We start from the raw sequence: 13,016 nt of genomic DNA on the forward strand, positions 1-13,016 counted from the left end.
GTCACAAAAATAAAATAGGTTGCGCGCATTAATATGCTGTTATTTTGTACTGCTAATGATCGCGGTTGATTATAATAATATGCCGCATTTTTTGTCAAAGAAGGCATAAAAAGTAAGGAAATGTGAGCTGAGTAAATTTTTACGCTATTTAATTTACGCAATGTTAATGATATGTTTAAACAGACACTAGCTTACTAAATTGGCCCATAACAGATAAATCCACTACTTGACGAGGTGTGAGACTTTTTGTTTGCTTTAATTGAGCTAAAGTCCGTATGTGATGTTAATGGCTTGTAACGTATTATGACCCCTAATTTTGAATTATCAAAACTAATCTTAAAAGAGGAAGGTATGCTCCTAAGTTAGGCGCCTACCACAATGTAAAATAATAAATCGGATGTTGAATTTTGCTGTAACAACACCAATAAATGTCGAGGGTGATAATGAATTTTCTTAAAAAGAGTTTGTGTTCACTGCCTATTTTTTTTATTGCAATGCAGGCTTACAGCAAACCGGTAGCATCAGAAACTAAACAAGTTATTACAATTAATAATGGCTCTGAGGTGGCGTCACTGGATCCTCATAAAGTCGAAGGCTCTCCAGAGTCGAGCATTATTATGAATTTGCTTGAAGGGTTGGTTTACACGGATGTTGATGGAAAAGTAACCCCTGGCGTTGCTGAGAGTTGGTCAAATGATCACTATAAAACATGGATATTCACACTTCGTGATGGTGTCAAATGGAGTGATGGCACACCAGTAACAGCTCAAGATTTTGTTTATAGTTGGCAGCGATTAGCAGATCCTAAAACGGGGTCACCCTATACGAGTTACTTGCAAAGTGCCTATATTGAAAATGCAGCAGAAATTTTAAAAGGCGAAAAGCCCATTGAGACACTTGGTGTCAAAGCACTTGATGATAAACATCTACAAGTCACATTGAGTCATCCAGTTCCTTATTTTATTGATATGCTCAGCCATACACCAATGAAACCGGTCAATAAAAAAGCGATTGAGAAATATGGTGATAAATGGACTCAGCCTAATAATTTTATTGGTAACGGTGCATATTTATTAGATAAATGGATAGTTAATGAACGCATTGTTCTGAAGCGTAACCCACAGTATTGGGATAATCAAAACACTCAAATTGATGAAGCAATTTTTTTAGCCATTTCATCGGAAGTCAGTGATGTTAATCGATATCGCAGTGGTGAAATCAATATTAGTAACTCAGCCATTCCACCAGTAATTTATAAAAAAATGCAAACTGAACGGCCAAATGAATTATACGTTCGTCCTTATCTATGCACTTTTTATTATGAAATTAATAACAACAAGCCACCATTTACTGATCCAAGGGTACGTGAGGCACTTAAACTTGGGTTAGATAGAAAAACCATTACCGATAAAATCATGGCGCAAGGTCAAATCGTCGCATATGGATTCACTCCAACATTTATTAACAATGGAGATTTTTCGCCACCAGAGTGGGCGACATGGAGTGATGAAAAACGTTATCAGAAGGCTAAAGAGCTTCTTGCGGATGCAGGCTATAGCCAAGCTAATCCTCTTAAATTCTCACTGCTTTACAACACATCTGATCAAAATAAACAGCAAGCGATCGTAGCCGCTTCAATGTGGAAGAAAAACATTGGAGCAGAAGTAGAACTGCAAAATCAAGAGTGGAAAACCTCATTACAAAGCCGCCACGATGGAAATTATGATGTGGCACGTGCGACGTGGTGCGCGGATTACAATGAACCTTCTGCATTTTTAAATATGATGCTTTCAGATAGTAGTAATAACACCACATTCTATAAAAGCGCACAATTTGATTCCCTGTTAGAGAAAGCATTGATTGCACCGAATGATGAGTCACGGAAACAAATTTATCAGCAAGCGGAAGCACTGCTTGATCATGATTCAACGATTATTCCTGTTTATTACCGAGTCAGTGTTCGCTTAGTTAATCCATCAGTTGGAGGATTTAAAGGAAAAGACCCTCTTGATTATATGGATGTTAAGCGGTTATATATAAATCAATCTAATTAATATTTATTAAATAATTACAAAAACAGTTTACCGAGTTGGTAAGCATCACAATCAACAACATAACAATTAAGTATGGTATGGGAGTAACGGATAAGATGAGTAAACAAATTCATAAAACCATGGTTGCATTAGGCGTTGCTACTGGCTTAATGGCAACAGGGATCACTAGCAGTTTTGCAGCAACCGTTCCAGCAGGTGTTGAGCTTGCAGAAAAGCAAGTCATGGTGCGCAATAATGGCTCAGAGCCACAATCTCTTGACCCTCATAAAATCGAAGGGGTTCCTGAATCTGCGCTGGCACGTGATCTGTTTGAAGGGTTAACCATTGTTGGGCCAAATGGAGAAATTTTACCGGGCTCGGCAGTGAGTTGGGATAATAAAGACTTCAAAGAGTGGACATTTAAAATTCGTGATGATGCTAAGTGGTCAAATGGTGATCCGGTCACCGCTCATGATTTTGTCTATAGTTTCCAACGTATAGTTGATCCAGATACTGCCTCTCCATATGCAAGTTACCTCCAATATGCACATATCAATAATGTTGATGACATTATTACCGGTAAGAAAAAACCTTCGGAGCTGGGAGTTAAAGCATTAGACGACCATACGCTAGTGCTTGAACTTAGCGAGGCCGTTCCTTATATCCCTAAATTATTAATCCACTCCTCAATGTCGCCAGTAAATAAAAAAGTGATTGAAAAATATGGTGCTAAGTGGACACAACCACAAAACTTTGTTGGTAATGGTGCTTATAAACTAAAAGACTGGACTGTTAACGAACGTATTGTATTAGAGCGCAGTCCTACTTATTGGGATAACCAAAATACAATTATTGATCAGGTTACGTTCTTACCTATTTCATCTGAAGTTACCGATGTTAATCGCTATCGTAGCGGCGAAATCGATATGACTTATAGTAACTTACCTATCGAACAGTTTAAAACGTTGCAGCAAAATATGCCAAATGAGCTGCGTGTTAACCCATATTTATGTATTTATTACTATGAAATAAATAACGAAAAACCACCATTCAATGATCCACGTGTCAGAGAAGCACTAAAATTATCAATGGATAGAGATGTGATCACCTATAAGGTGAAAGCGCAAGGTGATATTCCTGCCTACGGTTTTACACCACCATTTACTAGTGGCATGAAAACTGAAAAGCCAGATTGGTATGCAAATATGACACAAGAGCAACGTAACGAAAAAGCTAAACAGTTGCTTGAAGAGGCTGGCTATAATAAATCTAATCCATTGAAGTTTAATTTGTTATATAACACATCTGACCTGCATAAACGTATTGCTATTGCGGCATCTTCTATGTGGAAGAAAAATATTGGTGCAGAAGTTAAATTAGAAAACCAAGAGTGGAAAACATTTTTAGATAGTCGTCATCAAGGCGCTTATGATGTTGCTCGTGCAGGCTGGTGTGCTGACTATAATGAACCTTCTTCTTTCCTCAATATGTTACTTTCTAACAGCAGTAATAATACTGTTCACTATAAAAATAAAGATTTTGATGCGGCGATGAAGCAGACGCTAAAAGTGCAGACAGATGAAGAGCGTGCTGAGTTATATGGCCAAGCAGAGAAAATTCTTGATAAGGATTCAGCGGTTGTACCACTTTACTACTATGTGAATACACGTTTAGTTAAACCGTATGTAGGTGGCTATACCGGAAAAGACCCATTAGATAACCTACACACTAAAGACCTTTATATTATCAAGCACTAATAACAGTCCGGCTCTACGGAGCCGGATAACGACTACTGACAAACTATCATGTTTGGCGGCAGTCGTTAGGGGGTTCTGAAATAAACGAGGAAAATCAATTTATTGATTTTCGGCTGATAACACGAAGCGGGAAAAATCACGCTTTTATCCCGCTTCGTCAGCAACCTCAGTCCGGCTCTACGGAGCCGGACACTAATATGATTATTGGTCCGACTAAGCAACAAAGTAGGAAAGGGCAATGTTAAAATTTATTTTACGTCGTTTACTTGAAGCGATTCCGACACTTTTTATTCTTATTACTATTTCATTTTTTATGATGCGGTTAGCACCAGGAAGTCCATTTACTGGGGAGCGTAAACTACCACCGGAGGTAATGGCAAATATTGAAGCCAAATACCACTTAAATGACCCAATGTATAAACAATATTTTAGTTACCTAGTGCAGTTATCAAAAGGCGACTTTGGCCCTTCATTTAAATATAAAGATTACAGCGTTAACGACCTTGTCGCGAAAGCCTTTCCAGTATCGGCAAAACTAGGTGCAACGGCATTCATTGTGGCAGTATTTTTTGGTGTATCAGCAGGGGTTATTGCAGCCCTAAATCAAAATAGTAAATGGGATTTTACAGTCATGGGATTCGCCATGACGGGGGTTGTCATCCCAAGCTTTGTAGTGGCACCGCTATTAGTGCTAATTTTTGCTATTCATTTGAAGTGGCTCCCCGGTGGTGGCTGGGATGGTGGAAACATCAAACATATGATTTTACCTATGGTTGCCCTGTCGCTTGCTTATATTGCGAGCATCTCACGTATTACCCGTGGTTCAATGATTGAAATTATGCATTCGAACTTTATTCGAACAGCTCGGGCTAAGGGATTACCATTAAAAACCATTATTTTACGTCATGCGTTGAAACCTGCGTTACTCCCCGTGCTCTCTTATATGGGGCCCGCTTTTGTTGGGATCATTACGGGGTCAATGGTGATTGAAACAATATTTGGTTTACCAGGAATAGGGCAACTCTTCGTTAATGGGGCTCTGAATCGTGATTATTCATTAGTATTGAGCTTGACCATTTTAGTGGGGGTATTAACCATTGCCTTTAATGCGATTGTTGATGTGTTATATGCCGTTATCGACCCTAAAATTCGCTATTAATCTGGAGAAGACACTATGTTATTGAACCAAAAGAATAGTGAAGCTCTGGAAAAGCTTTCTGAGCAATTAGATATTGAAGGGCGTAGCTTGTGGCAAGATGCACGTCGTCGATTTATGCATAACCGAGCTGCAATTTTTAGCTTATGTATTCTGTTTTTAATTACGTTATTTGTGATATTTGCCCCCATGTTATCGCCTTTTTTATACGACGATACTGATTGGGAAATGATGTCAATGCCACCAGATATGGCGAGTGGTCACTATTTTGGAACTGACGCATCAGGACGTGATTTACTCGTTCGGGTTGCGATTGGTGGGCGGATCTCGCTAATGGTTGGAGTGGCTGCGGCCTTAGTCGCTGTAATTGTTGGGACGTTATATGGCTCTCTTGCAGGATATGTGGGTGGGAAGGTCGATTCCATCATGATGCGTTTGCTGGAAATATTAAATTCATTTCCGTTTATGTTTTTCGTTATTTTATTAGTCACTCTCTTTGGTACTAATATTCTCTTGATCTTTGTTGCGATTGGTATGGTGTCTTGGTTAGATATGGCTCGTATCGTTCGTGGTCAAACCCTTGGCTTAAAGCGTAAAGAGTTTATTGAAGCTGCGTTAGTGTGTGGTGTAAGTACTCGTCATATTATTTTACGTCATATCGTACCAAACGTATTAGGGGTTGTGGTGGTCTATGCCTCGTTGTTAGTACCAAGTATGATTTTGTTTGAATCATTTTTGAGTTTCTTAGGGTTAGGTACGCAAGAGCCTTTGAGTAGTTGGGGGGCTTTATTAAGTGATGGTGCAAATTCTATGGAAGTTACGCCATGGTTATTGTTGATCCCAGCTGGATTTTTAGTTGTGACACTGTTTTGTTTTAACTTTATCGGTGATGGCTTACGTGATGCCCTCGATCCGAAAGACCGCTAGAGGGAGTTATTATGTCAGAAATTAAATCAGCAAACCCTCTATTGAGCGTAAAAGATTTGGATGTGACTTTTACCACCCCTGATGGCAATGTGACGGCAGTTAATAAGCTAAACTTTGAATTACGGGCAGGTGAAACACTTGGCATTGTAGGTGAATCAGGTTCCGGTAAGTCACAAACCGCTTTCGCATTAATGGGGCTTTTGGCTCGTAATGGTAAAATTGGTGGTTCAGCCATTTTTAATGGTCGCGAAATTTTAAATTTAAAAGAGAAAGCATTAAATAAGATGCGGGCGGAAGAGATCTCAATCATTTTTCAAGACCCAATGACTTCACTCAATCCTTACTTAAAAATTGGTACGCAATTATCTGAAGTGCTTATGCTTCACAAAGGAATGGGAAAACAACAAGCGTATGAAGAGTCTGTTCGGATGCTTGATGCAGTTAAAATGCCCGAATCACGTAAACGCATGAATATGTATCCGCATGAATTTTCAGGGGGGATGCGCCAACGAGTCATGATTGCGATGGCACTTTTGTGTCAACCTAAACTACTGATCGCCGATGAACCTACCACAGCATTGGATGTCACAGTTCAAGCACAGATCATGACATTACTGAATGAACTGAAGCAAGAATTTAACACTGCAATTATTTTGATCACGCATGACCTTGGTGTTGTCGCTGGGGTCTGTGATAAAGTTTTGGTGATGTATGCAGGCCGGACTATGGAATATGGCACGGCACGTGATATTTTTTATCAACCATCTCATCCATATTCATTAGGTTTGCTTGCTGCGGTTCCCCGTTTAGATGGTGACGATGAAAGCCTAGCAACGATCCCCGGAAACCCACCAAACCTGTTACGTTTACCAAAAGGTTGCCCATTTTCACCGCGCTGCCAATATGCAAACGCACAATGTGTTGAACAAGAGCCTGCACTGAGCGCATTTTCAGCAAACCGTTTAAGAGCTTGCTTTAAACCAGTGGAGGAGTTGCTATGACACAACATGAAAATCGTCCTGTTTTACTGGAAGTTAACGAATTAAAAGTGCATTTTGCGATCCGAGATAAAAATCAATGGTTTTGGCAGCCAGATAAGAGTTTGAAAGCCGTTGATGGGGTAACACTGCGCCTTTATGAAGGTGAAACGTTAGGTGTTGTTGGTGAATCGGGATGTGGTAAATCGACATTTGCACGCGCCATTATTGGCCTCGTGAAATCAACGGGTGGTACAGTCAGTTGGCTAGGGCATGATTTACTTGGACAGACTGAAAAACAGTGGCGAGATGTTCGTAGTGATATTCAAATGATATTCCAAGATCCTTTGGCATCACTGAATCCAAGAATGACCATAGGCGATATTATTGCTGAGCCATTAAAAACATATCATTCAAAAATGCCTCAGTCAGAAGTGACTGACAAAGTTAAAAAAATGATGATGCGAGTTGGTTTATTGCCTAATTTAATCAATCGCTATCCCCATGAATTCTCAGGGGGACAATGTCAGCGAATTGGCATTGCAAGGGCCTTGATACTTGAGCCTAAATTAGTGATTTGCGATGAACCCGTCTCTGCATTGGATGTGTCAATCCAAGCGCAGGTGGTTAACTTATTGCAAGAACTGCAAAGAGAAATGGGGCTATCACTGATTTTTATCGCTCATGATTTGGCAGTCGTAAAGCATATTTCAGATCGTGTACTCGTCATGTATTTAGGAAATGCTGTTGAATTAGGAACTTATGATGAAGTCTATAATAATCCACTTCATCCTTATACTAAGGCACTGATGTCAGCAGTTCCAGTCCCTGATCCTGATAAAGAAAAAACCAAGACTATTGAATTATTAGAAGGGGAATTACCATCACCCATTAATCCACCGTCAGGTTGTGTATTCAGAACTCGTTGTCCACTGGCTGATGAAGGGTGCGCTAAAACTAAACCATTACTTGAAGGTAGCTTTAAACATGCGGTGTCTTGTTTAAAAGTTGATCCCCTTTAAATTGAGATAAGGGCCGTAAGGCCCTTCAGACTGTTGACAAACATATCATGTTTGGCGGCAGTCGTTAGGGGTTCTGAAATAAACGAGGAAAATCAATTCATTGATTTTCGGCTGATAACACGGAGCGGGAAAAACCACGCTTTTATCCCGCTTCGTCAGCAACCTCAAGGGCCGTAAGGCCCTTTTTGATATCATTGTGATGAATATAGAACACGATGATGGTGAGTTATTGTCGAGGCTAAGGGGAGGCCAAAACGACTTAACGTTTCCACAAAATATGGTTAAAAGGGCGAATTGTATCTCGGCTAATCAAAACACGAGCAAAAATGTCATTAATGTCATCCTCATCGGATTGTGCTAGACCAATAACGACTTCACTAAAATTTTCTAAATTAAATTCAGGCTGAATAATACCTTGCCAATGATGACTCAGAGGCACAATTTCAGCAGCGCCACACTCTTCAAATTGCAGAGCAAAAATCACTTGATCAGCAGGTTCTAAATTTTCCATAGCGCCTTCTAGGAACAAGTCATAGGCTATTTCAATGATTTCGTCTTCATCGATAAGTTTAAGAGATTGTGGCTGAGTCATGACTGTTCCTAAAATTTAAAATTACAATAATGGGCTAAAGAAATAGCATAAACGTTCAACCACTCGATTCCAAAATGGGCGTTGTTCCCATTCTTCAATTTCAAGACGTGTTGAACGTGCAATATAATCATACTGCACAAGTGTTAAGTCACTACCAAAATTTTTATCATCAATCACCACAGTGATTTCAAAGTTCAGCCATAAGCTACGCATATCTAAGTTTACCGAGCCAACTAAGCTTAGTTCGCCATCAACTAGGACACTTTTGGTATGGAGTAAGCCATCTTCAAATTGATAAATTTTGACGCCGGCTTCGAGTAGTTCAGTATAGAATGAACGACTTGCCCAGCGAACAAGGAACGAGTCATTTTGCCTAGGCATCACAATACTGACATCAACGCCACGCATTGCAGCGGTGCAGATTGCATGTAATAAATCATCACTCGGCACGAAGTAAGGTGTGGTCATGATTAACTGTTTACGTGCAGAAAAAATCGCTGTCATTAATGACTGTTGGATTAATTCATCGGGAAAGCCGGGACCCGATGCGATCATTTGGGTGGTATGGCCGTTTGCTTGTTCAAAAGGCATTATGTTGGTATCTGGTGGTGGTGGTAAAATGCGTTGGCCAGTTTCCATTTCCCAGTCAAATGCGTACACAATCCCTAATGTGGTACTTACTGGGCCTTCCATACGTACAAGGATATCAACCCATTCACCCACACCTGCATCTTGTTTAAAGTAGCGTGGATCAACCATGTTCATACTGCCGGTATATGAAATATAGTTATCAATAACAATAATTTTACGGTGTTGGCGTAGATCCATACGGCGTAAGAAAAAGCGCATTAAATTAACTTTTAAGGATTCGACAAACTCAATCCCCGCAGCACGCATTTTATCTGGGTAGTCACTACGGAAGAAGTGCCAGCTACCAGCGGAATCGACCATAATACGGCATTTAACACCCCGTTTCGCTGCATTGAATAGTGCTTCAGTCACTCCATCGACCAACCCTCCTGGCTGCCAAATATAAAATACCATCTCAATCGAGTGTTGGGCATTATTGATATCATTGACAATGGATTTTAGTGACTCTTCACAGGTCGTCATTAATTGGATGCGATTGCCTTTAACCCCTGCAATGCCTTGGCGTTTTTCACATAATTGGAACAAGGGCTCAGCGACGGGGCTATTTTCTGAAGTAAAAATATGTTTAGAGTGACGCAAATTCTCTAACCAAGTGGCAACAGAAGGCCACATTTGTTGGGCTTTATCGACGCGTCGCTTACCGAGATGGAGCTCACCAAAGGCGATGTAGGCGATAATACCTACTAATGGCAGGATATAAATAATTAATAACCATGTCATTGCTGATGTTACAGGGCGCCGTTTAACCAAAATCCTAACGGTAATTGCAGCAATAATTAGCCAATAGAAGAAAAACAATAACCAGCTTAATAGCGTATATACTGTTGCCATAATCGATTACATACCTCACAAATAGGAGAGTGTAAAATCAGTCAAAAAAAGAAATAGACCATATCAAATTAAAATTGGTACTAAACTTTATAGAATTTAGCAAAATTTCATATAAAAAGCTTCGTTAAATCATATAGATTAATGACGAAAAAACAATTACTTCTACTGATAGTTTTATTTAGTCACTATCAGAGCAATTGGGCATTTTAGTATTAACTCACCATATTGTTTGGTTCTGACTCGTAAAGGTCTATAATATTTTGCCAAATTTAGTGGGTGGTTAAACAGAGTAAAAGAAGGATAAAAAAATGAAACGCAGTAGGCATGAAGTGGGTCGCTGGCGGATGTTAAGACAGTCATTGCGTCGTCGCCGTCGCTGGCTGGAAGGGCATTCGAGACGTAATATGCACATCTACTCATTAAGAAAAATTGATATCTATAAAAGGCGACGTTCTTTGTTATTTACACAATGGAATGAGTGGGGACATTGAGGTCTGATTTCACAATTTTCACTTTGAGTGACAAACCTTATTGAATATGATTGCTATTTGCATTTAAACTATCATCTATATTCTTTAGGTTTGTATACTGTCTTAGGGTAGAAAATTCTTATGCGTTGGATCCGTTGGCCTCTTATCATCATCATTTCATTGGCTATTCATGCTGGATTGGCTATGGCATGGATTTTTAATCAGCCCAAAATGGCGCCTGTTGTAGAGCCTATGACAGTTGCCATGATAGCCTTTGAAGCAGATGAACCTGCGGTAGAGCCTGTTTCAGCAGAACCTGAACCGGTTGTTGAGCCGGAACCGGAACCAGAGCCTGAACCTATTGTTGAACCTGAGCCAGTCGTAAAACCCGCGATTGTGCTTGAGAAAAAGCCTGAAGTTAAGAAAAAGCCTAAACCTAAGAAAGAAGAAAAACGTGAAATCAAGCACGATCCTAAGCCTGTAAATAAACAGTTAGCGAAAAGTGATTTAAAACCATTATCTGATCTTAAGACAGCAGCGCCAAAATCAACAGCAAATACGACAGCAAAAAATACAGGTGTGACTAATAATCAATCAACCAGCAAACGAGGGCCTCAGGCACTTCGTAAACAAGCGCCAGCCTATCCTGAACGTGCACGTCGTTTAGGGAAAGATGGTTATGTTAAGGTTCGTTATGATATTGATGAAGATGGGCGAGTGACAAATATAGAGTTTGTTGAAGCTTCACCTAAAGGGCTATTTGAACGAGATGTCAAACGAGCCATGAACCGTTGGGCATTTGAAAAGTTGCCAGCTAAAGGTTATGTCACTGAAATTTATTTCAAAATTGATGGAACTGTCAGTCAAGTTTAATTTAATTAGTTATTTGATATGATAAATAAAAATGCCCTTTCAGGGCATTTTTATTAACGTAATGATTATTCTGTGCTTTCTAATTGAAAGTGTTGCTTATCTTTTGGTAACTCCCGCGCCGTATTGTCATCTGTGACTGCAACATACGTAAATACGGCATCAGTTGCACGATAGCGTTGACCGACAGGTTCTGTAGCCACTTTTTTGACCCATACTTCGATATTGATAGTGATGGAGCTTTTCCCTGTTTTTAAGCAACGTGCATAACAGCAAACCACGTCACCAACAGCAACGGGCTTTTGAAATTTGATCCCATTTACTGCAACCGTAACAACACGGCCAAGTGCAATTTCTTTTGCTAAAATTGCACCGCCAATATCCATTTGAGACATTAACCAGCCACCAAAAATATCACCATTTGCGTTAGTGTCAGCTGGCATGGCTAAAGTACGTAAAACTAATTCCCCATTAGGTAATTGCATAACAAGCTCTTTAAATAGTCATTATCAAATTCGGGCTAATCATAAACTAGAATGACACTGGCAGTCACGATGAATCATTATTGGTTAGCTCTATCGCTGCGAAAAGCACCAATTCAATATGGTGATAATGGTAAACTGAAGAGTAAAGTATTGGTAAATAGACTAAAGATATTCAAAGGTGCTATAAAAAGCTTTTCTTGCGCTCTATACTCATGTACTTCAAGTTACAGCGTTTTTTATTACGATATAGTGACGGTGTTAACTTGTACTATCTAGATTATTTTCCATGCACTTGGCTACGTGTTTATTGGTTGCTTAGCTGCACTTCGAATTATTGAGAGTATATATTGTTGGTTAACTATTTATAATGTTTGTAGGTTTTCTAACACTGAAGTTGGGAGATTAAATGAGATTAATACTCGCGATATTATTACCTTGGCTGCAATTTTTTACCATCGGTCGTCCATTCGCAGGGATTATCTGCCTTGTTTTACAAATTACCTTGATTGGTTGGCTTCCCGCTGCAATTTGGTCGGTATATGCATTATCACAGTACAATACGGATAAAAAAATTGATCAGGCGTTGGGAAGAGGGCGCTGATATAAAAAAACCTGCTAATGCAGGTTTTTTTATGAAAGATGATAAAAGAGTGGCTATTGATTTTCTTCAGGAGGGTGTTCTTTAGCCATATTTTTATAAATATACACCACACTTAAAACAGTAAAGATCAACGTTCCAGCTGTTAAGCCGAATACTTTAAAGTTCATCCACGTATCTAGAGATAACCAAAAAGCGATATAGACGTTAAGTGCTGCACAGACAATAAAGAAAATGGCCCATGCGCTATTTAGCTTAGCCCAGTGGCTATCTGGAAGCTTAATTTCTTGATTGCTACCGAGCATTCTTTGAATCAACGGTTTTTTGGTAAACCACTGGCTGATAAGCAGTGCTAAAGCAAAGAGCGCATAAATAATGGTGACTTTCCATTTAATGAAGGCATCACTGTGAAAAATGAGGGTTAAAGAAGCAAAAACCATCACAATTAAACAGGTAATTTTAGCAACCTTTTCAACCTTTTTATAAATCAAGTAAGTTGCGAGCAAAGCCAGTGGTGTAGTGACAAGTAAAGCGCCGCTGGCATAGAAAATGTCATAAGTTTTATAGACAATGAAAAAAATCACCAGAGGGATAAAATCAATAAGTTGTTTCATAACGGTGGATACACGGCCTCGCATAAAAATAAT

Annotated in this window: 13 protein-coding genes; 9 read left to right on the forward strand and 4 right to left on the reverse strand. The window is 39.5% G+C overall.

Annotation, left to right across the window (positions count from 1 at the left end; genetic code table 11):
- The first annotated feature begins 494 nt into the window (after positions 1-494).
- The 6 genes from JI723_RS09735 (at position 495) to oppF (ending at position 7,872) form a co-directional block, all read left to right on the forward strand.
- Positions 495-2,054, forward strand: a complete 1,560-nt coding sequence (locus tag JI723_RS09735; protein WP_272580118.1) for an ABC transporter substrate-binding protein — start codon at positions 495-497, stop codon at positions 2,052-2,054.
- Between the two features lie 119 nt (positions 2,055-2,173).
- On the forward strand, positions 2,174-3,790 hold the full coding sequence (gene oppA, locus JI723_RS09740) for an oligopeptide ABC transporter substrate-binding protein OppA (protein ID WP_233445692.1): 1,617 nt from the start codon (positions 2,174-2,176) through the stop codon (positions 3,788-3,790).
- Between the two features lie 238 nt (positions 3,791-4,028).
- Positions 4,029-4,949, forward strand: a complete 921-nt coding sequence (gene oppB / locus JI723_RS09745) for an oligopeptide ABC transporter permease OppB (protein WP_070928163.1) — start codon at positions 4,029-4,031, stop codon at positions 4,947-4,949.
- Positions 4,950-4,964: 15 nt separating this feature from the next.
- A complete protein-coding gene (gene oppC, locus JI723_RS09750) occupies positions 4,965-5,873 on the forward strand; it encodes an oligopeptide ABC transporter permease OppC (RefSeq protein WP_070928161.1) in 909 nt (302 codons plus the stop codon).
- Between the two features lie 11 nt (positions 5,874-5,884).
- On the forward strand, positions 5,885-6,874 hold the full coding sequence (gene oppD / locus JI723_RS09755) for an ABC transporter ATP-binding protein (protein WP_070928159.1): 990 nt from the start codon (positions 5,885-5,887) through the stop codon (positions 6,872-6,874).
- Complete coding sequence (oppF, locus tag JI723_RS09760) at positions 6,871-7,872, forward strand: murein tripeptide/oligopeptide ABC transporter ATP binding protein OppF (RefSeq protein WP_272580099.1); 1,002 nt, start codon at positions 6,871-6,873, stop codon at positions 7,870-7,872. The genes oppD and oppF overlap by 4 nt, the downstream gene beginning before the upstream one ends.
- A 259-nt stretch (positions 7,873-8,131) precedes the next feature.
- Here the strand turns inward: oppF and JI723_RS09765 are convergent, their stop codons facing one another.
- Positions 8,132-8,464, reverse strand: coding sequence for an HI1450 family dsDNA-mimic protein (locus JI723_RS09765; protein WP_140179528.1), 333 nt, complete (start codon positions 8,462-8,464; stop codon positions 8,132-8,134).
- Between the two features lie 21 nt (positions 8,465-8,485).
- A complete protein-coding gene (gene cls / locus JI723_RS09770) occupies positions 8,486-9,946 on the reverse strand; it encodes a cardiolipin synthase (protein ID WP_272580100.1) in 1,461 nt (486 codons plus the stop codon).
- Positions 9,947-10,254: 308 nt separating this feature from the next.
- Here cls and JI723_RS09775 point away from each other — a divergent pair, with 308 nt between their 5' ends.
- Positions 10,255-10,437: a YciY family protein gene (locus JI723_RS09775; RefSeq protein WP_081335948.1), complete on the forward strand. Its 183-nt coding sequence runs from the start codon at positions 10,255-10,257 to the stop codon at positions 10,435-10,437.
- 120 nt (positions 10,438-10,557) lie between these two features.
- On the forward strand, positions 10,558-11,289 hold the full coding sequence (locus JI723_RS09780; RefSeq protein ID WP_272580101.1) for a TonB family protein: 732 nt from the start codon (positions 10,558-10,560) through the stop codon (positions 11,287-11,289).
- 65 nt (positions 11,290-11,354) lie between these two features.
- Here the strand turns inward: JI723_RS09780 and yciA are convergent, their stop codons facing one another.
- Positions 11,355-11,771, reverse strand: a complete 417-nt coding sequence (gene yciA / locus JI723_RS09785) for an acyl-CoA thioester hydrolase YciA (RefSeq protein ID WP_070928150.1) — start codon at positions 11,769-11,771, stop codon at positions 11,355-11,357.
- 406 nt (positions 11,772-12,177) lie between these two features.
- Between yciA and JI723_RS09790 the strand changes: the two genes are divergently transcribed.
- Complete coding sequence (locus tag JI723_RS09790; protein ID WP_070928148.1) at positions 12,178-12,372, forward strand: YqaE/Pmp3 family membrane protein; 195 nt, start codon at positions 12,178-12,180, stop codon at positions 12,370-12,372.
- A 53-nt stretch (positions 12,373-12,425) separates the two neighbouring features.
- Here the strand turns inward: JI723_RS09790 and JI723_RS09795 are convergent, their stop codons facing one another.
- Entirely contained in the window at positions 12,426-12,983 is a 558-nt protein-coding gene (locus tag JI723_RS09795) for a septation protein A (RefSeq protein ID WP_070928465.1), read from the reverse strand.
- Positions 12,984-13,016 lie beyond the last annotated feature (33 nt).

Origin of the sequence: Providencia manganoxydans (assembly GCF_016618195.1) — a bacterium.
GTDB lineage: Bacteria > Pseudomonadota > Gammaproteobacteria > Enterobacterales > Enterobacteriaceae > Providencia > Providencia manganoxydans.